The sequence below is a fragment of the Bacteroides sp. M10 genome, from assembly GCF_014334015.1.
Taxonomy (GTDB): domain Bacteria; phylum Bacteroidota; class Bacteroidia; order Bacteroidales; family Bacteroidaceae; genus Bacteroides; species Bacteroides intestinigallinarum.
The window spans coordinates 775,136-798,788 of the sequence record NZ_CP060488.1; the positions used below are offsets into that span (position 1 = coordinate 775,136).

The window sequence follows — 23,653 nt, forward strand, 5'->3', positions numbered from 1 at the left end:
TTGTTTCTCAAAAAGAGTTCAGTATCTGATTAGCCCGGTTCACGGTTACTGCCGCCGGGATTTCCGGCATACTACCCAGATTGAACGGAGCAAGCATTTTTTCTATTTTCTTTAATCCGGCCTTATTTCCTTTTTTCTCAAATTCCTGACGAAGGATATTGATCTTCTCATGCGCCTGTATGCCTTCAATCAAACGTTCAAAACGAATACAACTACGAGCTCCCGGATATACAAGATAAGTATCTCCACCTGCCCAACTGCGGAAACGGGAATCAAGCAGCGGTTCCAATGGCCAGCTGTTATATGCCCAACGCAGATAACCATCCAGATGTTTCTTAGATGAATAATAACTCATCCAGGCTGCTTCTGCAGGATCAGAGAAAGTAAACGTGTTGGGATGGGCTTCCGTACAGCAGGTATAATAATTAGTACGCTTGTTCTCGGCAACACGACGCAGACGCACTTCTTCCGGGAAGTTCTGTCCGATAACAATACAATAATCATATAGATCGGGCTCAATCTCTTCATGATAGTTTCCGGCCAACGATACTTTAAAATCCGGATCAGCTTTACGAATCACTTTCAACGTCTTCTGCATTACTTCCATCGGACGTTCGTCCATCGCAATAGCACAGATATCAAACCATCCTTTTTCTTTCAGATGCTTGGAGAAAGAGGCAAGCATCGCTCCCCACATTTCTTCATAAGCCGCTTCACCCGGTGCAGTTTTCACGAATTGCAAAGAGTTGGTTGCCTGATCGTAGTATTGGAATGACAATTCCCATGGAACCATTGAGTAACAATTAATCTGTTTGTCAATGCCTACACTCATCATAAATTCCACCCAGCGGTCAAAGATAGTATAATCAAAAGCCCATGTTCCATCTGCCCGTTTCATCCAAGTGACCATTGTATCAAAATAATCTTCTGTCTGACCATTCCAGGGTTTATGCGTCAAAGTAGCCGTGATAATCTTCTGTCCGGCATCTGCCAACATTTTCATTAAAGGACGCATGGCGTCAAAATGCTCCTGACTCCATAAAGGAACCTGATAGTAACGTGCCACTGCATAAGGACTTTGCCATAAATCCAAGTGATAAGCCCATTCCGAAGGTTGAGGAAGTTCACGGGAAGAAACGGTAATTTCGAGATTCAGGCGTTGCAATAAACGCGAGCCGTCATTGATTAACAGTTCCCCTTGATAAGTTCCGGGAGTAACCGATTGAGGAATCCAACACTGCACCCAAACCGGTTGAACAGTACGAGCGGGCAAAGCCATCGTTTTCAGGTTGGTATCAATAGGATCGGCCACCAATAATGAATCATAATCTATGGACTTCCGGTGTCCGCAGGCACCTCTCCCATCCTTATTCAATTCATCCGTCATCACATAACGGACAAAACCACCTGTAAATGCATCTTTGGGAAGAACATTTCCCTTTTTGTCTTTGAAATCACCAAAGCTGAAATTCAGGTCTTTCAGTTCTACGCCTGTCCATACAACGGCTTGCGCGTTTATGCGCTCACCACGCCAACCTTTCAGGGAAACAGTCTGTTGTTTTTTCAACTGCGGGAGTTGATGTTTTGCATACCGTACATCTGTTGTACCCCAAGAAACTTGGGTGGAAGTCACCGCTGCCCACTCTTTATCAGAAGGTGCAGTAGGATCAGGCAACTCCTGATAAGTCAGTAAAGGGAACTTCGGTTGTCCTGTCGGAACACCACATTGAGTCACTCCCTGCTGGGCAAAAACTGCACCCATACTAAAGAGACAAGTCAGAGAAAAAATAGTAAGTCGTTTCATGGTTAGTTAATTAAATTAATAAAGGTTATTATATGGGGGAAAATTCTTCAATCACATAGGGTCTACATCATAATACACAATCAAAGATTTATAGCGTTCGTCCGCCAACATCTCGCGCTGGATACGTAACAACAATTCCCGTGCACGTCCCATCGGGGCATTCTGCTCAATCTTGACGACGATCTTTTTGATAAACAAAGTCTGGATACGGGCAACAGGAGGTTTATCCGGACCTAATACCCGATTGCCAAATACTGCCCGTAACTTATCCGCCATCACTGCCGCCATCTGATCCAGCAACGCTTCATTATGATTTTTCAGATAAACATATACCAGCCGGTAATAGGGAGGATAATGGAACATCTGACGTTCCACCAATTGTCCGCCTACCATATCTTCATAATCATTAGCAATGACCTGATGAATGATAGGATGATCGATACTCTTGGTTTGCAATACCACCCGTCCGCGTTTGTTCTTACGTCCGGCACGTCCCGCTACTTGTGCCATCAACTGAAAAGCACGTTCATAGGAACGGAAATCGGGATAATTCAACATGGTATCGGCATTCAATATACCTACTATACTGACATGATCGAAATCCAACCCTTTTGATACCATTTGCGTACCGATCAATATGTCCGTCTTTCCCTGCTCAAAGTCTGCAATAATCTTCTCATAAGCCGAGCGGGTACGTGTAGTATCCAAGTCCATCCGGGCCACGGCAGCTTCCGGGAAAAGGATTTTGATGTCATCTTCAATCTTTTCCGTACCGAAACCACGGTTCACCAGTTCCGTACCCTCGCAGGCAGGACAGGATTTCGGCAGTTGATACGTATAACCGCAGTAGTGACAGGTTAATTGATTGATTCCTTTATGATAGGTAAGGCTTACGTCGCAATTCTTACACTTAGGCACCCAACCGCAGGTACGACACTCCACCATCGGAGCAAACCCACGACGGTTCTGAAAGAGAATCACTTGTTCTTTCTGTTCCAAAGCCTCTTTCATATATTGTATCAGGAGTGGCGAGAATTGTCCGACCATCCGCTTTTTGCGATGCAGTTCCTTGATATCCACCGGAATAATCTCCGGCAACTGGATTTCTTTATATCGTTCTTTCAGTTGTACGAAACCATATTTTCCCTCTCTTGCATTCTGCCATGACTCGATAGAGGGAGTAGCCGTACCCAACAAAGTTTTAGCTCCGTACATGGCAGCCAGTACAATAGCCGCGCTACGCGCATGATAGCGGGGAGCGGGATCTTGTTGCTTATATGTATTTTCGTGCTCTTCGTCCACAATCACCAATCCCAGATTTCGGAAAGGCAGGAAAATAGAAGAACGAACACCCAAAATAATATCATACCCGTTCTCTCCCAGTTGCTTCCGCCATATTTCAACCCGTTCGGCATCAGGGAACTTAGAATGATAGATACCCAGACGAGCACCGAAGACCCGTTGCAAACGCTCCGTGATTTGAGTGGTCAATGCAATTTCCGGCAACAAATATAACACCTGCTTTCCCTGACGAATCGCTTCTTCTATCAGATGGATATAAATTTCAGTCTTACCGCTGGACGTTACCCCATGAAGCAGACAGACATTTTTCTCCTGAAAAGACTGCACGACTTCATCAAATGCACGCTGTTGAAACTCATTCAAAGGATTTAATTCAACAATCTCCTTCTCCTGCTTATCCAACCGCCCGATTTCATGGTAGTAGATTTCAAAAATCTTCTTATCCACCAATCCATTCAATACAGAAGGGGCCACATTAGCCCGCTGCAACAGTTCTTTCTTGGAGACTTCTTTCGGAGTTCCCGCTCCTAAAACACCGGAACACTCCACATACTTCATGAGTAACGCCAACTGCTTCGGAGCACGAGACAGAATATCAAACAGGATATGGAGCCGCTTTTCATCCGCTGTACCCGCAAGCCGAACCCGTGCCTCTGTTTTAGGTTTATAAGTACGCCTCAACTCTTCCTTTACGAAAATCGCTTCTTTATCGAGCAGAGACTTGATGACGGTAAGAATATTTTTGATGCCGCTGTCCTTCTCCAGTTTAGTGACGCACTGTTGCGAATCTACGGCAAGTAAATCCAAAATACGTTGCTCACGTTCCGGCAATGGCGCATCCGCTTCAAAATCAGGATTATATTCAACGATCGTTTCACTCTCCAGTTTCAGGCCGGAGGGAAGTGCCGCTTTATAAACATCGCCTTGTGTACAGAGATAATAATCTGCTATCCACTCCCAAAATTTGAATTGAGCGGGTAACAGAATGGGAGAAGCATCCAGCAATGCAGATATATCTTTCACTTCGTACTCCGTTGGAGCACAATAATGAACGTTAAGGACGATAGCCGTATAAAACTTCTTCCGCCCGAAAGGAACTACCACACGGCAGCCTATCTTCACATCTTCCGCACATTCATCCGGCAAAGAGTAAGTGAAACTCTTCGGAAGCGGAAGCGGTAATATGACATCTACATACTTTTTCATTGCAGCTACAAAAATACAATAAAAAAACGGGGATTTAAAAGAAGGGAGAGAGAACACTTAAAAAGAAAACTCTGCTTCATACGAGAATTGGAAGAAATATATTCGAGAGCGCAACAGGACACTCCCAAACAAAAAAGAGTTTCCGGTTATCGGAAACTCTTTTTCATATACTAGGTAAAGCGATAGACTACTTAAAAAATATAGGCTACAGATACTTGCCAAGTCTTAGTCTTATAAGAAGCATTTGTTCCTTCAATATCAGCTGTATCACCCAATGGGATATTGTAATTAGCACCCACCTGCAAATGGTTCAGCAACTTCAAACCGGCACCCACATTGATACCTACTTCAGCTTTCTTCTTATCAATTCCCGATTTCTTTTCAAAATCGAAATAAAAGTCAGGACCTGCAGCCAGATAAATACCAGCCAAGCTTCCCAAACCAATGGTATATTTCAGGTTTACAGGAATATCAATACCGTTCTGCTTAATGGTTATATCTCCGTCTTCATCGGAAACTTTTATACCTCTTTGAGCAAAAAGCAACGAAGCATCTACCCCCAATCCTACGATTGGAATATTAAACTCGGCCATCGGACCAATAAAGAAACCAGTGAAATTATCCTTCTTGAAGTTGTCGCCCATATTAGAGAGACTTGCCTTTGACAAGTTCAAACCTCCTTTTACACCAAAGTGTATCTGCGCTTGGGCAGGCATTGCCATACCTATGCATACAGCAATCATTAAAGCACCAAAAATCTTTTTCATAAATTTACGTGTTTATAATTCGGGACAAAGATATATATTTAGATTAAATAAACACAAATTATCGGTTGTTTGTTCATTTAAAGCCACCGTTGTTGATCCGCTCCAGTTCTCCGTACCTTTTATTTACTCTTTTTGAAGATCGAAGTTACAAAGAAGATTCACCTTTCCTTTACTTATATACCGATGATTGGTTTTACAATTTCAATCCTCAATCCTAGTGCATTCACTATTCGGTAGAATGTCCCTACGCTAGGATTTATTGCTCCGCTTTCAATACGTGAAATATACGATTTAGTCGCATTGATTCTTTTAGCCAATTCTGATTGGGTTACTTTCGCTTCCCGCCTTGCATCCAACAATATTTGACCAGTATAAAAAGCGTATGCCTCTTCATCAAACTTTTCACGTTCTGAAGTTCCAGGTGCTCCGAACTCTCTGTCAAGTTCTGCGCTGATATCAGTCAGCATGTTGTTTTTTGTACTCATAATATTCCTCCTTTATCTTTAATGCCTTATCTATTTCTGTCTCCGGAGTTTTCTGTGTCTTCTTCTGGAAACAATTAAATCCGTCAACGAGTTTTTTCATACTACTTCCTGATTTTCATACAGATTCTTTTCAGCCAACAGGTACAGCAAGTAGTCTGCCCCAAGACGAGTTCTTTTTCCAACTTCTGTACTCGGTCGCATTGTTTCAGCCATTTGATTTGTAAGGTATCATAGAGGATTCCGGCTGCTTTATATCTTGTGATTTCTTTATCTTGTTTTCCCAAGAGTGATAGGTATATTGAACAAAGTTTTGATTTATCTATGCAATAGCGTTCCAGTTTTTCGATATACATCAAGGTAGCCCCTTTTTCATTTCGACTCATAAACTCCTGAACACTGTCATCACTGATGATGTCGATGCCCGGCCTTTCGTAGTCCACAGTGATTTCTCGCATTTCTATCAAGACCCAGATATATTCTGTCTCGAATCCGTACTTAGCGGCTGCCTCTTCTATGCTAATCCATTGTGCCATAGCGTTTGTTTTTTATGTGTGATACAAATAAGGGATGAATAATATTTTATTCATGTATATTAGTACAACGAGCATCCACGCTTTTTGCAGTCCGCCGGGTGGGGATTGGCTAGGTTAAAATTGGGGCAACTTATAACCGGCCGAATACAAGAAAGACGTAGATGCTGCCGTACCATTATCCGATCTTAAGGCTAGCTACACCCACACAAAAGATAATGATAACAGCAGACACCCACGTCAATCGTTTATATATAACACATCTCTTACGAATATGTTGATATACATCCGTTCACGTGGAGTATCTACCGTATCATCTCTCTTTGTTTGGATTGGCTATTTCTAAGATCGAGAGATAATACGCTTTTACTCCAATAAGGAAATAAAACCGCTTTCTGCCTGTTCCATCACGCTGATGGGCTGAAAACGTACCGCAAAGATATATGTTTTTTTTGAAACGCAGTCGAAATATGGAAATAAATACTGGAAGTTATGTATTAAAATGAATCTGACAAAAGACAACTCTACTTCTCGTTCTTGATTATCGAAATATTTCTCACAAATAAAAGTTATAGCAGTTTTTACTCTCACACTCTCACACCTTCGCTCAATTCCTTTATTCATCGCGGTTACAACGTGTGAGGGTAAGTGCGGTAGTAGGGTGAGGGTAACTTTCTACCCTCACTACCGTCACGTAAACGCTTCCACTAATCGGCACCTACGGAGAGGCGTTATCATCTGATATACAGAGCATTAATTGTTTTCACAAGAAGTATTAACAGCTATCACCCCAAGTATTAACACTTTAGACTTCAGCCATTAATAATTGAAAAATCAGGTATTAACACATGAAAAATGGTGTGATAATACCTGATCAATGGTTTAATGTCATCTGAAACAACAGGTGAAACGAGCGTATAGATACAGATGAAAGAATCATGCCATATAAGTTTGCAAATGGCTTATCCATTAGGAAAGTTACAGTTTCCAATAGGACGAATTAAAGTTTCATGTAATGATACTAACTGTTTCCCGGTGAGAGACTATAGTTTCCCCGTAAGGAAACTACATTTTCCCCGTAGGGAAACCATCGTTCCCCCATAGGGGAAACTTTAGTTTCAAGCCTGCGAACAGATTGTTTCACACCTCTAAACAGATTGTTTCAAGCCTCTAAACAAATTCAAGCTGCCACTGACCGGAAATTAGCCAACCAGTAATCACGGGAAAAACACAACTTACCTGACAAGTGAAATCAGGATGGTCCCCACACAGCGTATGCAACTAGAAAGAGGTATTCTTACTACTTTATGAGAACAAATCATTCAACGCTTCGCTCATGCTGGGATGAGTAAAGATGAAATCACGCAGGAAAGTATAATCCTGACCTGTTTTCATTGCCATAGCAACTATATTGATGACTTCGCTGGCATCAGGCGCAAACAGCATACAACCTACTATTTTTCCCGTATTCTTATCTATGACAGCTTTCAGCAAACCGTCCGTCTCTCCCAATGTCTTCGCTCTCGGTATCGCCATAACAGGCAATTTCTTGATAATCACATCCAAATTCTGCTTACGAGCCTCATCCTCATTCAATCCGATACGCGCCAACGGAGGATCAATAAATACGGAGTAAGCAACCGGATTACGGTCACTTGTTTTCCGCTCCTTATCTCCAAACAAATCTTCGCGGATAATCCGATAATCATCCAATGAAATATAGGTGAACTGCAAACCACCTTTCACATCACCCACGGCACGTATATTCGGATTAGTTGTCTTCAGATATTCATCCACAATGATCGCTCCACGTGCATCCGTCTCCACTCCGGCAACTTCCAGATTCAGATCTTTCGTATTGGGTCTGCGCCCCGTAGCCAACAAAACAGCATCAGCCTCAAGTTCGAACACTTCACCAGTTTGTGAGTCAGAAAAGACAACGACAGCCCTATTTTCAACATGCTTCACAGATTGTACCTTCGCGTTCATCCGAAAAACAATGCCCTTTTTCTCCAATGTTTCTTTTACACTTGCAGCAATATCACGGTCTTCACGAGCAATCAGTTCCGGATAACTCTCAAGCACCGTCACCTGCGAACCGAACGAAGCATACATAGACGCAAACTCTAAGCCAATATAACCACCGCCAACAATAACCAGCCGACGGGGAAGATCGGTCAATTCCATGATTGAAGTACTAGTATAAACCAAAGAATTGTCCGCAACTCCTTCAATAGGCGGAATTATTGTTTCCGCTCCGGTGTTGATAATTATTTGCTTTGATGTCAGCCATATTTCTTCAGTAGATGTACGGACAGAAACCACATCGGCAGATACAAAAGAACCTACACCTGTATAAACTGTTACATTAGGATGATCCGCCAGATTATGGTAATTCTTGCCTCTCAACGCACTTGTCACAGACTCCTTCACAGCAATAGCATTGCGATAAAACGCACTTCTTTCTTCAAATGTGGAGTCTTTCATACCGGAAGCAATTTTAGCCTGATGAACCAACGTCTTTGTCGGAATACAGCCGATATTGATACACGTTCCTCCATACATTTTATCAGAACGTTCAACAATGGCGACTTTCCGCCCACGTTTTGCAAACTCTGCCGCAAGGGTCTTTCCTCCCTTACCGAAACCGATAATAATAACATCAAATGTATTCATATCTATATAACTTTTAATGGGTTCAATACTTGCTTATTAGGTTAACAATGAATGATATTGCAAAGTTCGTCGCTTTCGAAGTAATAAACAATAACCATTTCGCCGGATAAATTAGCAATTATTCCCGTATAAAGTCAAAGTAATAAATAATCAAAAATCGCCGGAACAGATCAATGATCTGCCCGGCGATTTCTCATCTTAAACCAATCTCCACTTACTATATATCAATCAACGATTCGGGTGAATGTCCAACTTCACCGGTTTAATCATATTCTCCGGTTTTAAGATAGTATCCAAGTCTTCTTTGGAAAGAATGTTATGCTCCAAAACAAGTTCATAAACTCCCTTCCCGGTTTCCAATGCTTCTTTGGCTATTTTGGTAGAGTTCTTATATCCGATCACCGGATTCAGGGCTGTCACTACTCCGATACTGTTATGCACATCTCTCCTGCATTTTTCTTCATTAGCCGTAATGCCGTCGATGCATAACGTGCGTAAAGTGTCGAAACCATTCATCAACAGATCGGCAGACTCGAAACAGCATTGTGCCATTACCGGCTCCATTGCATTCAGTTCCATTTGAGCTGCTTCACCGCTCATGGCCACACAAAGGTCATTTCCTATTACCTTGTAGGCCACCTGGTTCATCACTTCAGGGATCACCGGATTCACTTTTCCCGGCATGATGGAAGAGCCCGGCTGCATTGCCGGCAGATTGATTTCTCCCAATCCGCAACGCGGACCGGAAGCCAGCAACCGCAAGTCATTACATATCTTATTCATTTTAACAGCAACACGCCTCATCGCTCCCGAATAGCCTACCATGCAGGAAGTATCCGAAGTGGCTCCTACCAAATCGTCTGCAAGTTTGATATCCAATCCCGTAATCTTGCGCAAAGCGGCAATGCACTTCTCCGCATATTCCGGTTCGGCGGTGATTCCTGTTCCGATGGCCGTTGCTCCCATATTGACTGCCAGAAAATCCTGTGCGGCGAAATCGAGATTCTTCACTTCATGCGACAGAATACTTGCAAAGCCATTAAAGGTTTGCCCAAGAGTCATCGGTACGGCATCTTCCAGTTGGGTACGCCCCATTTTGATGACATGTGCAAACTCATTCGCTTTCTTCCGGAAAGACTCGATCAGAACCTCCAAATGCTTAACCAATTTCAAATGAGTATAATACAGTCCAATGTGGATGGCTGTTGGATAAGCATCGTTGGTAGATTGCGAACGGTTGACGTGATCGTTAGGCGAACAGAATTGATATTCTCCCCGCTGATGCCCCATCAGTTCCAATGCCCGGTTGGCAATCACTTCATTGGCATTCATGTTGGTGGTCGTACCGGCTCCTCCCTGAATCATATCTACGGGGAACTGCTCGTGATGCTTTCCTTCGAGTATTTCTTTACAGGCTCTCAAGATAGCATCCGCTTGTTCTTCGGTTAATAAGTCCAGTTCACGGTTGGCAACGGTGGCTCCCATCTTCGTAATGGCCAATGCCTGAATGAACAAAGGATATTCATTCAAATGAAACTTGCTGATGCGAAAGTTTTCAATGCCACGGAGTGTCTGTACTCCATAGAGTGCACTTTCCGGCACTTCACGACTACCTATCAGGTCACTCTCTGTACGAGTTTTTTTTGATAAATTTTGTTCCATATCGGTTGTTTTATAGTAATAACGTTTTCGTTAGTTCTTATAATAACCAACCAGCGATGTTATTGTTTTAATAAATATGCAAAAACTATTCAAAGACTTTTTTGTTGTAAATAGAAGAAAAAGAAAATACAAAGACAAGAATCGCTTATCTTTGTTTTTGAACTTAAAACAGCAATCTATGATATTACAATTAGCATTTGTTCTGACAGCCATTATTATTGGCGCACGCCTGGGAGGTATCGGACTTGGCGTAATGGGAGGCGTAGGGTTGGCAATACTCACGTTCGTTTTTGGTTTACAACCCACTGCGCCTCCCATCGACGTTATGTTAATGATTGCCGCCGTAATCTCTGCCGCTTCCTGCATGCAGGCAGCCGGAGGTTTGGACTATATGGTGAAACTGGCAGAACATTTGCTTCGTAAAAATCCTTCACACGTCACTCTGCTTAGTCCGCTGGTGACTTACCTCTTTACTTTTGTAGCCGGAACCGGACACGTGGCTTATTCCGTGCTGCCGGTGATTGCAGAGGTTGCCACCGAAACAAAAATCCGTCCGGAACGTCCGTTGGGTATTGCCGTCATCGCTTCCCAGCAGGCCATTACAGCAAGTCCGATCTCTGCCGCTACGGTGGCACTTCTCGGACTTTTAGCCGGATTCGACATTACCCTGTTCGACATTCTCAAAATTACGATTCCCGCCACCATCATCGGAGTGTTGGTAGGTGCTTTGTTTTCCATGAGAATCGGTAAGGAACTGGTGGAAGATCCCGAATATCAGAAAAGATTGAAAGAAGGTTTATTCAACAATAAAAAGGTGGAGATTAAAAATGTCAAGAACAAACGTTCGGCAATGATTTCCGTTATCATCTTTATACTGGCAACTGCTTTTATCGTGCTTTTCGGTTCTTTTGAAGGAATGCGCCCCAGTTTCCTGATTGATGGGGAAATTGTCACCTTGGGAATGTCTTCCATCATCGAAATCGTGATGTTGTCGGCTGCCGCAATTATCCTGTTAGTAACGAAGACGGACGGGATCAAGGCAACGCAAGGTTCTGTATTTCCGGCAGGTATGCAGGCGGTGATTGCCATCTTCGGTATTGCCTGGATGGGAGATACCTTTCTTCAGGGAAATATGGGACAGTTGACTCTCTCTATTCAGGGAATTGTGCAACAAATGCCGTGGTTGTTCGGTGTCGCCCTGTTTGTGATGTCTATCCTGCTATATAGCCAGGCTGCCACTGTCCGGGCACTCGTCCCTCTGGGTATTGCGTTGGGGATTTCTCCTTATATGCTGATCGCTTTATTCCCGGCCGTGAACGGATATTTCTTTATTCCGAATTATCCTACCGTGGTGGCTGCGATTAATTTCGACCGTACCGGGACAACAAAAATCGGCAAATATGTGTTGAATCATTCGTTCATGATGCCCGGTCTGGTATCGACCGTTGTGGCTATTGCACTGGGTTTGCTTTTTATACAAATATTCTAATAGATTCATATTATTAACCTAAACATCATTCAGTTATGAAACAATTCAAAAGCTTTGGACTGGTAGTAGTCACACTACTGTTTTCCGTAACTATGGCATTCGCTGCAAAACCGAATATTCATATTCTTGCTACGGGAGGAACCATCGCGGGTACGGGAAGCTCGGCTACCGGAACCAGTTATACGGCAGGACAAGTTGCCATCGGTGCACTGCTCGATGCTGTACCCGAAATTAAAGACATCGCCAACGTAACCGGAAAACAGATTGTCAAAATCGGTTCGCAGGACATGAACGACCAGGTTTGGTTGACGCTTGCCAAGAAAATCAATGAACTACTGAAACGCCCGGACATTGACGGCATCGTGATTACTCACGGAACAGACACCATGGAGGAAACTGCTTACTTCCTGAATCTGACTGTCAAGAGTAACAAACCGGTGGTATTAGTAGGCGCCATGCGTCCGTCTACCGCTCTAAGTGCCGACGGCCCGTTGAACCTTTACAATGCCGTTGTTACCGCAGCCGCAAAAGAATCGAAAGACAAAGGGGTATTGGTTGCCATGAACGGCCTGATCCTCGGAGCGCAGAGCACGGTTAAAATGAATACGGTCGATGTACAAACTTTCCAGGCTCCCAACTCCGGCGCACTGGGTTATGTACTGAACGGAAAAGTGTTCTACAACCAAGTAACGCTAAAGAAACATACTACCCAGTCCGTTTTTGATGTCACTCATCTGAACGCGCTTCCTAAAGTAGGTATCGTGTACAGCTATTCCAACATTGAGGCCGATATGGTAACTCCGATGCTTAGCAACGGGTACAAAGGCATCATCCACGCAGGAGTAGGAAACGGAAATATTCACCAGAACATCTTCCCGGTACTGACGGATGCCCGCCAAAAAGGTATTCTTGTCGTTCGTTCTTCCCGTGTCCCGACCGGACCTACCACACTGGATGCAGAGGTGGACGACGCCAAATATCAGTTTGTGGCTTCGCAGGAACTGAACCCGCAGAAATCTCGTGTTTTGTTAATGCTTGCACTAACAAAAACTACAGACTGGAAACAGATTCAGCAATATTTCAACGAATACTAAAAACCTGACTTACTTATGAAAAAATGGATATTCATGCTGCTCCTCGCGGGCAGCATACAGGGAGTATATGCTCAAAAAGCAGAGAAAAAGGAGAAATTCAATCCGAACACTCCCCTGTTTGAAGAGCTGACAGACGTGAAAAAGAAAACAGATAAATTCAATCTTTATCTGAATATGCAAGGGAGCTTTGACGCTCATTTCCAGAATGGTTTTCAGGAGGGTGACTTTAATATGCACCAACTTCGTATCGAAGCCAAAGGAAATATCAACAACTGGCTGTCTTACCGCTATCGTCAGCGCCTCAACCGCTCGAACGATGCAAACGGCATGATTGATAATCTCCCGACTTCTATCGACTATGCCGGAATCGGCATCAAGCTGAATGACCAGTTTAGTCTTTTTGCAGGAAAGCAATGTGCCGCATACGGTGGTATCGAGTTCGACCTGAATCCGATCGACATCTATCAATACAGTGATATGATTGATTACATGAGTAATTTCATGACCGGATTGAATGTGGGTTATAACATTACTCCCGAACAGCAACTTAACCTGCAAATATTGAACAGCCGTAACAGTTCTTTCGATAATACTTACGGAATCACAGAGGATGCCGAAGGCAATCTCCCCGATCTGAAATCGGGCAAAATGCCACTGGTTTATACATTGAACTGGAACGGTAATTTCAATAATGTATTTAAAACCCGTTGGTCGGCTTCGGTCATGAACGAGGCAAAAAGTCACAATATGTATTATTATGCTTTAGGTAACGAGTTGAATCTTGGAAAATGGAATGCTTTTGTCGATTTCATGTATTCAAAAGAGGATATTGACCGCAAAGGAATTATTACCAGTATCGTAGGTCGTCCGGGCGGACATAATGCTTTTGATGCGAACTATCTTTCGGTTGTTGCCAAATGTAATTACCGCTTTCTTCCGAAATGGAATGTTTTTGTGAAGGGTATGTATGAGACGGCTTCCGTAGGCAAGGCGTCCGAGGGAATAGAGAAGGGAAATTACCGTACTTCCTGGGGATATCTGGGCGGTATCGAATATTACCCGATGGAAACCAATCTGCACTTCTTTGTTACCTACGTGGGACGTTCGTATGATTTCACTTCCCGCGCCAAGGTGCTGGGACAGGAGAATTACAGTACTAACCGTATTTCTGTAGGATTTATCTGGCAGATGCCTGTATTCTAATCCTAAAGCAAGAAACCGAGCTGACAATAAAAAATGCCCGATAGCCTTCTTGCAAAGGTTATCGGGCATTCTTATATGTTCGGTCTTTTTAAATCAATACTCTTCCTCGTTAAAGAAGAAATCCTCCTTACTAGGATAATCCGGCCAAATATCTTCGATACTCTCATAGATTTCGCCCTCATCTTCCATCTCTTGGAGATTCTCAATAACTTCAAGAGGAGCACCCGAACGCATGGCATAATCAATCAATTCGTCCTTGGTTGCCGGCCAGGGAGCATCTTCAAGTTTTGATGCTAGTTCCAATGTCCAATACATAATCTTGAGTATTTAAAATGAATACTAAATTTGTCTCGTTTTCTATTTTTCGGCAAAAGTATAATAAAATCTATCATTTCCAACTATTATCCCAAAATATTTCATTATTTTGCTCATCAAAATTAATTTTTCGGGATAATACAAACAAATAATCTGATAATCTGTTGACAAATGCTAATACTTCGGGAGAAATTGTACAAGTTTCGGACAAAGTCAGAATACGCCTTTCAGCTCTCCTGCAAATAGTACGGCAAACATGGCAAACGGCTGCTCCACGACTTCCGCCGGGAATGATGAAAGCGCAAAGTTCGGGCAGTTGTTCGTCCAGCTTATCAATCTCCCGCTCAATATTCTCCACGTTTTCGGGAGTTATGATGCTGGCTGGTTTCAGTTGCGTTTTTTCCTGGTCGGTGGCCAGGTGTGAACCGATGGCAAATAGCTTATGCTGAATGCTCAAGATGAAATCACGATCTGATTCATCCTGCAGATAGGTGTTCAACCATCCTAAATGAGAATTTAGTTCATCCACAGTTCCGTAAGCTTCCAGACGGATATGGGTCTTTGGAACGCGACTTCCGCCGACAAGACTGGTAGTTCCTTTATCTCCGGTCTTTGTATATACAAGGCTCTTTTTCATAATCTTCTCTTTACAGTTATTATAAGGTAAACGTACAAAGGTTCTTAGAAGTTGACAATATACTGCTGTTTTATCTTCGTTTTATCAAAAAATAGTAAACCGACGTCGTAGAGGTCGAAGGTGATGCCTACTCTTTCATCAGCCTGCAGCTTTTTCCAAAGTGCTTTCATCTCTTTGGAATAGCAGATGCCATGGACTACAAATACACTTTTAGGAGTGGTGCGATGTGCACAAACCCGGAAGACTTCTTCCAGTAAATCGGGATTCCGGTAGTCATTCAGATACAGAAAGTCGACTGAAGTGTCTGCATCCAGAAACAGTTCCGACAAGTCGGAAGCAAAGAGGTAGGAAGCCGATGGTTTAGCAGATTGTAAGTAGAGGGTTGTGGACGAAGGACGCCCAACTTCTATAATCGTAGCAGGCTGCACTTTGTTCACCAACCGGAACAGGAAACGGTTTACCTTTTGAGAACCTTTAGTCCACCCACGCTCTCTTATCATCTTTTTTTGTTCTTTTTTCAAAGAAGAATAGGAATAGTAAGGCATCTTCTCATAAATCACATCGGTAATCAGGCTAAAAGCAAAAGGGGAATGTACGCCATATCCGCAACGATAACGAAAGCGGGAAAGCCAGATAAAAGGTCTTTTTATACAGAGTAGAAGATTCATAAAACAATCATTCGTATTTTTATTCTCCCGACAAAGATATATTTTTTTATTGAAAAAGGGTCGGTTCCCATAAAGAACCGACCCTCATACTCATTTATTCCAAGTTACTACTGTAGTCTGAATGATACCGGTACAGTAAATTTCACTCGAACTTTCTTACCATTTTGCACTCCGGGAGTCCATTTCGGCATAGAACTTATCACGCGGATAGCTTCTTTATCCAAATAAGGATCAACCCCTCGCACAACTTCAGGATTGGAAATCGTTCCGTCTTTGTCTACAACAAACTGAACAATGACTTTTCCTTGTGAACCTGTTTCCTGCGAAATCGTTGGATATTTGATATTACTACTTAAATATTTCATTAAAGCAGCTGTACCTCCAATAAACTCCGGCATGACTTCAACACTTACGTGAATAATGTCTTCAACTACCGTTTCTGTTTCTACCACTGGGGGTATCCAAATAACGTCACGAACTGCATTCATATCCTCTGACACTGTAGAAACGTTATCCGTCACCTCCATATTGTTTTCCACTATTTCGAACAATTCTGTTACCTTAGTTTCGGGAGGAGGAGGCGGTTCCAGTTTCTCGTCTGGGAATGTGATTGGAACTAGCTCTGTTACAAAGATGGATTCATCATCTGGTGATAGTGCTGCAACTCTGACATCATGTTGTGTCCATTCGAACGAAACGAACATGAAGGCTAGCGCAACAACCAAACCCATCAACAACCAAGAACCCCGTTGATTCTCAATTGCAGCCTTTTTTGATTTCTTGGCTTCCATAAAAAATGTGTTTAAGTAATTAATAATAGAAAATATATAGTATATATACTACTTTTCGTTTTTCCTCTTAAGCATTACTTAAAGTGCTCTCTCGCTGCAATAAATATAATCTTTTTATGGATAGGTTGTTACGAGGTCTCTTGTTTATTTTATTCTTTTCTCTTCTTTTGGATAAAATTTATGAATAATTCGTTTGAGGTTATCAGGGTTCGGACAAAGACATTGAAGTACAGCAGGGTTGCTTTTATGGTATTCTGAAGCAAATGTGTTCGATGAAACGAGGTTTGTCACTACTATTTAATATATCGTTCCAAGTCTGCAAAGACCTGTTCTCCGAGCTGATCGATGGAATTAAAATAGTAAACGATTCGCTCTTTCTCAATTTCAGTCAACAACTCCAACATTTTCTGACTGTTGTCTCCTGTTGTTATATCGTCTTTCGCATTTTTGGCAATGTAGACCAATATGGGTTTATTGGAGGCCAGTGCTTCCCTATACTCTATCTCGGTCATCGACATATTAGTATTCTCATCGACATATCCATATCGTGTTCCGAATATACCAAGATAAATATCTGCTTTTTTCACTTCATCTGTTATCACAGAAGTGACTTTATTGGCATTAGCGCCCCAATTTTCCATGCAAATCGGAACCATCCTGCGCTTTATAATCCGATCAATGATTGCCTTACGATATTCTTTCATGTCTTCAAATGTTGAACTCAGGAAAACCGATTTAAAATTGCTATTGAGCGCATCTGTACATTCCACCTCTTTTATCTCTCGCATGCACGAGTATCTGATTTTATTGTTCTCATCGAGTTGATAGTGCAATGTCTTGATCTGTTCATTATCATTTTTCTCAATAGCCTCGATAAGTTTCATCTCGAAGTTCATTCGCTGCTCTTCGAGTTTTATCAGATAACTATTCAAATGATTCAACCGCATTGATTTCATATCCCACTGTTTGGCATGGGCTTCTGTTTCAGCCGGATTCACTTCGGCTATATCAACCCCCGAAGTGAACATTCTACGATAAAATTGCTCGAAGAAAACAATATAATCAATTGCTGTTCTCCTGCCATAACGATCCATCAGATAGATATAAATTTCTAATTCTTCATCGGAGTTGGACAGAAACTCTGAAATAGCCATTGACATAAAGTGAGCAACGTCTTCCAGGCTATATCGCGCAGCTCCAGTACCTATTGCAGGAAAAGCAATGCTCTTCAATCCCAGAACGGACAATACATTCAAGCTCTTTTTAATAATACTGTTAATGGATTTCTCTACTGTAAATTCGTCTTTTTGAGACCAGTCTATCGTTATCGCATGGAACACATATTTTGCTTCCAACTTCCCTGCTGATGTAACTATCACATCCCCCATCTGGCAAGGAACGTTTTTCCGGGCATCTCTCGCTATCGCATCTCCACCTGCTCTAAGGATAGATGCAGAAACTCCTCCACCCATTGAAAGATAAGCATCATCAGAACTAACAATAACATCCGTCACTGCCGAAGTAAGATCTCCGAATTTGATTATCAATCTTGACTTACCAAACTGGTAGGCTTTTTCATCGTTCATGTTCACTCATACTTTACAAAGGTTATTACCAATCTTTTAAAAGAGTCTCTTGGTTTTAGAAGAAATCAGGAGTTCAATTATAAAAGCAAAAGTAAAAAATCTAAGTGAGCTATCCAAGTAATTGAGTTTAAAACTAGAATTCAGAAAGCTCACTCATATTCAGGATCTCCATACGAAAAAGTTCCGAACAATCTTTTCCATCATACCAAAAATTCTTTTCTTCGGATATCAGGCGCAAAGCATACGTACGTACCGATTCAAATTCTTTTTCAAAACCAAATAATAACAAAGAAGAAGCGCATTTATACAAACGAATAGGCCAGTCCGCCCAATCCTGAAAAAGATCCGGATTATCCACCATCTTGTGATCTTTCAATTTCCATCCCCACGATAACAGAAGCAATTCCACTCCGCGTAGATAACGACGTACAAAAATCGAATCCTTTTTCAATAGATTGACTTCATAATCATAGACCGTATAGGCTTCCCCATACGAACTTGGCTGGTTATATGGAAACATCCACCAATCATAATGATGACGGTGGAATTCATTCCATTTACCTGATGCAGCCCAGCATTCAAAGTTATAAAGTTGTTCCCGTTGTTTGCGCTTCAATTCTTCCAAACCTACAAAATCCGGGCTATCATTTCGTTTCATAACATTTCTATTCTTCTTTCAAAGCAGCATAGAAGCGTTGCCGGGCCTGGTACAATGTTGAAACGGCGACCGGAACCAGATCTTCCATCTTGTGTTCTTTATCCAACAAATTCTCAAAACATACCCACACACTATCGTTACTGATAACGAGTTTGGCAACTTTCATCGAATTGTTGACATTGTTGATAGCACGCAACACTTCCAGTTCATTTTCTTCACTCACATCATAGATATTCGGAATCAACAGATTGAAGAAACTTTCATCATTTTCGTCCTCCATATAAACATAGTTTGTCATCTGGAATTTAAACGAGATGCCAAAGTTTTCCATTACAGGAACTAAACCTTCATTTTTCAGCGCTTCAAAAACTTTTTCTACTGTTTTCATCATTCTAATTATTTAAGTTGAACATTTTATTTATAGGTGGCAAAACCAATTCTCCTCCGTTCCTCTATCCTGCCCGATTCCAGTCTGGCATACATAGACTCGTAAACTTCGATCTGCTCCTTATTCACAGATTGTCTGGCCTTTCCTATTTCATCCATCAAGAGTTCCTGTGAAATTGGAATATCTTTCATCGCTGCTGTCAACGCCGTTTCATTAACTATAAACGTGATATCACTGGCTACATACCCCGCAGTCTTATCTGCTAATATTTCGCAATCGATAGTTTCCTCACACCATCTATCTCGCAGTTGAAAGACAAACAACGATTTTCTAGCTTCCTTATCGGGCAATGGAATATAGATTAGCTTATCTATTCTACCGGTACGAAGCACAGCCGGGTCAATCCTGTCGGGACGGTTGGAAGTTCCTATCACAAATATTCCTCTTTCCGAACAGTTGTTGAGTTGGCTTAAAAATTCATTTACTTCTCCGGATTGCCCTACATTATCCATCCTCGAACGGTCTGGTACCATTGCATCAAATTCATCGAAACAAATCACAGTCGGTGCTTTCTTTTCAGCTTCATCAAATAATTCGGCTATCTTACCTTGCGTGCCATGAATATAGATAGAACCAAGATCGGACGCTTTTACCATCATGAAATTCAAACCGGACTCTTGAGCGAATTTCTCTGCAATATATGTCTTTCCGCATCCCGGAGGACCATACAGTAATGCACCATTCGGTATTTTCAGTTTGTATCTTTCTACTTTCTCTTTATTCTTGAGCAAGAACAATATATCCTTATAGAATATCTGTTTCACCTCCTCCATTCCGGCTACATCTGCAAATCCGTTTCCTGTCTGCTTTTTTATCTTTTCATCCCAAGAAGAGGCATTTTCCTGCTCTACTGGTATCGGGGACGTCTTTTCAACGACCGCTATCTCTCCGTCAAGCCCTTTTTTAAAGGCTTCCACATTATAATATCTTTTTTCATAATCCAATGCCAGTGCTTTTTTCAGCGTGTTTTGCTGTTCATCGGTTAGCATCAATTCTTCCGGGAACAGGAGTTCTGCTTCACGGGCTTTTTTGACTATTTTCTTATAAAGCCTGGTATCGCAGAAACAATCCGGCAGTTCTGTCTGCCAAGGAGCTTTTCCTGTCAGCATCTCATACAACAAGGCACCTACGGAAAATAAATCAGACTGTTCATCATACATCCCCGTATAAGTTTCCGGTGCACGATACCATGGATTCAAGTCATCGGTAGGGAAAGAGGCTACTCCACTTCTTCGATAAGATAAATGTCCGGTACCAATGATATATACTTTGGTCTCGTGTTCTCTACTTTCATAAAGCAAAATGTTACGAGGCGTCATATCATTATGGATAATTGCCCGTTCTTGCCGATGCAGACAAGACAATCCATTCAACACTTGGTGAATAATGGGCATTGCCTCATCCCAAGAGTAACGTTTTCCTTCAGCCAATAAATCGGAGAGACGCTTGCTTTCTATATATTCACGAACCAAGCAATGGTATTCTTTCCCATCCAATAATACAGTATCATACAAATGTATAGGGGCAAACCAATGATACATTTCGTTTCGGATATTCCCCTCCATTAAAGTACCGCCTTCTGACAATTGTCTGGATGGAAATTCTATCACATCATACAATTTCAACAAAACTTTCTTATGTTCTTCCTGTACACTGGTAGCCAGATAAGTTTGCTCATATCCGTACATTGATTTCAAGAATGCATCTACTCGAAAATCATGAATCTGTTGTCCTACATTTAATGCACTCATATCCTTAGTTATTTAGTCGGTTCTTATTCGTTTTATATAAGAGAGTACATAAGGATCAAGAATCTATCAATATCTCAATTTAATTATTAGATATGCGAATCTATAATCGAATTAGAATAAAATTACACGGAAAGGGACTAAATGGAAATTTACCATTCTATTGTTTTATTATTCAATTCTTCTATTCACATTCTTCACAGAATGCTAAACTGTCTATTTATAAAAACTTCCTGTGAACAATCGTGCTATTCTACAGTTTCACACCCTTCACAGAATACACATTTCCCAGCATTCGATGTTGCTTGAAGCTACCTTTTCATCAGGCATTTGGCGTATCGATAGATGGTCGACTAAAGTTGTCCGTGTAGTCAACAATAGTTGTCCATATAGCCGACTAGAGTCAGCTACCTAGCCAACACCAGTCAGCTGTATCAATTGGTTCCAATCATTCTTTGACATAGTAACGGCTTATGCATGATAATAGAAGTGCCGAAAGATGTTTTACAGTCTTCATTGTGAAGGATTGTGAGACAGCGTTTCCTAGGTGTTGGTTCACAACAAACAGCTGTTGGATATAGACTTATTTTCCTGTGAAGAATATGAATGGAAGATTTGAACAATAAGTGGGTTATTATACATAGTACAAGCTTTCTTTAAAAAGATAAAAGCTCTATTATTTGACTCTATAGAGACAGGATGTTTGTAATCTATTCCCTTCTGTGTATGAACCTGCGCTATAACTCTCAATACTATGAAGATAGTAAAAGCGATGGCTTAATAAAACCATCGCTTTTAACTCCTTACAATGCCTGCCCACATTCCGAACAAAACTTTGCACCTTTGATATTCCGATATCCGCAATTCGTACAGAATACCATACCGTTAATATCCAAATTCAGAGTTGTAAAAGAATTCCGATTTCTTAGTACCTCTTCAGCTATTTCGAGTGCCTTATCATCAAGTTTGGACTGTTGCACCATCCCCCAAATTTGCGTGATAAGTACCGGCCAGAAGAATAGCATAGAAATGATAGTAGGAATAGCTTGTTGCCCAAAGATCCCTATCCCAGCTTCAAACGCTATTGCATTGTCTTTAGGTATCAAGCTGACTTTCAATGCAGACTTCAAACCAAGTACAGCTTTAAATAAACCGCCCTTTGATATAGAAATATCAACACCACCACTTAATAAATTATCTATTTGTACCTCAAACTGCTCGGCCGCAAATTCTGTTTTTATTTGTTCAGCAATAACAGGAATCAAAGAAGGATTACCTTGAAGTATCTTTTTTGTTGCAAATGTTCCCATAATTCTATTTTTTAAAAGTGTAATGACTGTAATGCATGATATTGACTCGTTGTAAATAACACACCAGCTTCAACAAGCAGTTCTTTAATTTCACGCTGTTGCTCTTCCGTATAGTTCTTTTCCATAGATTTCAATATAGAAACAATTCTTTCAGCCTGCTCCTTGATCTCCTGTTCAGTAACTATACCATCTTCCATAATCTTCTTGAATGTGGGCTGATTCATGACCGCCTCGTCTAAATTCAACATTCCCTGTTCATTAAAAAACATAAGCTATTATATTTAAAGTTTATTTCCACAATACTTGCAATAAGTCCATTCATCCGCTATCGATTGCTTGCAATTCGAACATGTCTTGCCTGATTTATCTGCCGAAAGATGATCTACGATAGTCTTATATTGGGAACTTTTCCCCCATTTCAAGATTTCCTTAACCCGTACGGCCGAGAACGGATGATTCTGATTCATTATAGCTGCGACTTGCAATGTTTTATTCCATAATCCGTCATTACGAATAGCCTCATATTGGTCTGCCTGTTTTGCCCACTCCTCCAGATCAATATTCTTTGTTATAGAAGTCGGACCTCCAGATAGACGGGCCATCGTGCTTGCCACTATGGCCGGAGTAGTCACGATACTGGCAGCTCTGTCACAAGACAACTCACTCTTACGTTCCCAATACAAAATCGCATATTGGAGGGGAACTCCCAAACTTCCCAAAACGCCCAGAGAATCCAGACCATCCATCACATAATGAGCTATAGAATGATACAAGACATGATGACAAAGGATATGCCCACATTCATGGGCAATCACTGCATCCAACTCCTCTTCGGTCATCATATCAACCAAGCCGGAAGTGATAGTTATAAAAATCTTTGTATCTCCAAAGGTCCATGCATTAGGATTAGGATCCATAGAAAGATAAAACTCCGGTTGCTCAATACCCAACTTCTTACAAATCGGTGGCAGACGGTTGTACAGTTTCGGCAATTGACTCGGTGATAAACGAATTGCAGATGCCATATTAACGCCATATTGCAGTTGTTCCAATCCCATTGACATTAACTTTTTCACTAGGGTCGGGAATCCGGGAATACTTTCCAACTGCCTCAATGCAGCTGCATCCTCAGGATGGATAAAATCTGTTGCTTTAATCATGGTTACTAATATCTATAGTTTTATTACTTTATTGTTGTGAGTGCTTTTCGGCTTTATCTAAATAGCCATAGTTCATATTTCAATTTACCACATTCATTGCATACGATACAAATA

At 41.6% G+C, this 23,653-nt stretch carries 21 protein-coding genes and 1 pseudogene; 3 read left to right on the top strand and 19 right to left on the bottom strand.

All coding sequences use genetic code 11. The features are described from left to right. Positions 1-7 precede the first annotated feature (7 nt). The 8 genes and pseudogenes from H8796_RS03180 to H8796_RS03215 form a co-directional block, all read right to left on the bottom strand. Positions 8-1,804 (bottom strand): DUF4091 domain-containing protein, encoded by a 1,797-nt coding sequence (locus H8796_RS03180; protein WP_117936349.1) that lies wholly within the window; start codon positions 1,802-1,804, stop codon positions 8-10. A 51-nt stretch (positions 1,805-1,855) separates the two neighbouring features. Then, the gene (gene priA / locus H8796_RS03185; protein ID WP_074637439.1) at positions 1,856-4,312 is read right to left on the bottom strand and encodes a primosomal protein N'; all 2,457 of its coding nucleotides are present in this window, start codon (positions 4,310-4,312) and stop codon (positions 1,856-1,858) included. 191 nt (positions 4,313-4,503) lie between these two features. Continuing rightward, positions 4,504-5,079 (bottom strand): porin family protein, encoded by a 576-nt coding sequence (locus H8796_RS03190; protein ID WP_117936347.1) that lies wholly within the window; start codon positions 5,077-5,079, stop codon positions 4,504-4,506. A 173-nt stretch (positions 5,080-5,252) separates the two neighbouring features. Further along, a complete protein-coding gene (locus tag H8796_RS03195) occupies positions 5,253-5,564 on the bottom strand; it encodes a helix-turn-helix domain-containing protein (RefSeq protein ID WP_004307570.1) in 312 nt (103 codons plus the stop codon). Then, a pseudogene (locus H8796_RS03200) lies at positions 5,536-5,643 on the bottom strand (type II toxin-antitoxin system RelE/ParE family toxin); the annotation flags it as partial. The gene H8796_RS03195 and the pseudogene H8796_RS03200, both read right to left, overlap by 29 nt. A gap of 22 nt (positions 5,644-5,665) precedes the next feature. Continuing rightward, positions 5,666-6,097, bottom strand: coding sequence for a hypothetical protein (locus H8796_RS03205; RefSeq protein WP_117936345.1), 432 nt, complete (start codon positions 6,095-6,097; stop codon positions 5,666-5,668). 1,302 nt (positions 6,098-7,399) lie between these two features. After that, on the bottom strand, positions 7,400-8,770 hold the full coding sequence (locus H8796_RS03210; protein WP_117936343.1) for an FAD-dependent oxidoreductase: 1,371 nt from the start codon (positions 8,768-8,770) through the stop codon (positions 7,400-7,402). A 228-nt stretch (positions 8,771-8,998) separates the two neighbouring features. Next, positions 8,999-10,432, bottom strand: a complete 1,434-nt coding sequence (locus H8796_RS03215) for an aspartate ammonia-lyase (RefSeq protein ID WP_117936342.1) — start codon at positions 10,430-10,432, stop codon at positions 8,999-9,001. A 178-nt stretch (positions 10,433-10,610) separates the two neighbouring features. Between H8796_RS03215 and H8796_RS03220 the strand changes: the two genes are divergently transcribed. Genes H8796_RS03220 through H8796_RS03230 form a run of 3 tightly spaced genes read left to right on the top strand, consistent with a single transcriptional unit; the run spans position 10,611 to position 14,218 of the window. After that, positions 10,611-11,921, top strand: a complete 1,311-nt coding sequence (locus tag H8796_RS03220) for an anaerobic C4-dicarboxylate transporter family protein (RefSeq protein ID WP_004323663.1) — start codon at positions 10,611-10,613, stop codon at positions 11,919-11,921. Positions 11,922-11,956: 35 nt separating this feature from the next. After that, entirely contained in the window at positions 11,957-13,015 is a 1,059-nt protein-coding gene (gene ansB, locus H8796_RS03225; protein ID WP_117936340.1) for an L-asparaginase 2, read from the top strand. Between the two features lie 15 nt (positions 13,016-13,030). After that, positions 13,031-14,218 carry a porin gene (locus H8796_RS03230; RefSeq protein WP_008997810.1) on the top strand — a complete coding sequence of 396 codons (1,188 nt, stop codon included), beginning with the start codon at positions 13,031-13,033 and terminating at the stop codon, positions 14,216-14,218. A 93-nt stretch (positions 14,219-14,311) separates the two neighbouring features. Here H8796_RS03230 and H8796_RS03235 read toward each other — a convergent pair whose 3' ends face one another. The 11 genes from H8796_RS03235 to H8796_RS03285 all read right to left on the bottom strand — a co-directional run bounded on the left by H8796_RS03235 (position 14,312) and on the right by H8796_RS03285 (position 23,539). Then, positions 14,312-14,533 (bottom strand): DUF2795 domain-containing protein, encoded by a 222-nt coding sequence (locus tag H8796_RS03235; protein WP_002558131.1) that lies wholly within the window; start codon positions 14,531-14,533, stop codon positions 14,312-14,314. A gap of 73 nt (positions 14,534-14,606) precedes the next feature. Continuing rightward, a complete protein-coding gene (locus H8796_RS03240; protein WP_117936338.1) occupies positions 14,607-15,170 on the bottom strand; it encodes a cob(I)yrinic acid a,c-diamide adenosyltransferase in 564 nt (187 codons plus the stop codon). 44 nt (positions 15,171-15,214) lie between these two features. Beyond that, a complete protein-coding gene (locus H8796_RS03245) occupies positions 15,215-15,838 on the bottom strand; it encodes a hypothetical protein (RefSeq protein ID WP_117936336.1) in 624 nt (207 codons plus the stop codon). Positions 15,839-15,945: 107 nt separating this feature from the next. Further along, positions 15,946-16,629 carry an energy transducer TonB gene (locus H8796_RS03250; protein WP_008997801.1) on the bottom strand — a complete coding sequence of 228 codons (684 nt, stop codon included), beginning with the start codon at positions 16,627-16,629 and terminating at the stop codon, positions 15,946-15,948. Between the two features lie 293 nt (positions 16,630-16,922). After that, positions 16,923-18,215, bottom strand: a complete 1,293-nt coding sequence (locus H8796_RS03255) for a macro domain-containing protein (protein WP_117936334.1) — start codon at positions 18,213-18,215, stop codon at positions 16,923-16,925. 133 nt (positions 18,216-18,348) lie between these two features. Beyond that, positions 18,349-18,873 (bottom strand): opioid growth factor receptor-related protein, encoded by a 525-nt coding sequence (locus tag H8796_RS03260; RefSeq protein WP_117936332.1) that lies wholly within the window; start codon positions 18,871-18,873, stop codon positions 18,349-18,351. Between the two features lie 7 nt (positions 18,874-18,880). Further along, positions 18,881-19,264 (bottom strand): hypothetical protein, encoded by a 384-nt coding sequence (locus H8796_RS03265; protein ID WP_229065752.1) that lies wholly within the window; start codon positions 19,262-19,264, stop codon positions 18,881-18,883. Between the two features lie 23 nt (positions 19,265-19,287). After that, complete coding sequence (locus H8796_RS03270; RefSeq protein ID WP_117936330.1) at positions 19,288-21,072, bottom strand: AAA family ATPase; 1,785 nt, start codon at positions 21,070-21,072, stop codon at positions 19,288-19,290. 800 nt (positions 21,073-21,872) lie between these two features. Continuing rightward, positions 21,873-22,379 carry a zinc ribbon domain-containing protein gene (locus tag H8796_RS03275; RefSeq protein ID WP_117936328.1) on the bottom strand — a complete coding sequence of 169 codons (507 nt, stop codon included), beginning with the start codon at positions 22,377-22,379 and terminating at the stop codon, positions 21,873-21,875. Between the two features lie 11 nt (positions 22,380-22,390). After that, complete coding sequence (locus H8796_RS03280; RefSeq protein WP_233527311.1) at positions 22,391-22,627, bottom strand: hypothetical protein; 237 nt, start codon at positions 22,625-22,627, stop codon at positions 22,391-22,393. A gap of 33 nt (positions 22,628-22,660) precedes the next feature. Next, the gene (locus H8796_RS03285; protein WP_117936324.1) at positions 22,661-23,539 is read right to left on the bottom strand and encodes a M48 family metallopeptidase; all 879 of its coding nucleotides are present in this window, start codon (positions 23,537-23,539) and stop codon (positions 22,661-22,663) included. Positions 23,540-23,653 lie beyond the last annotated feature (114 nt).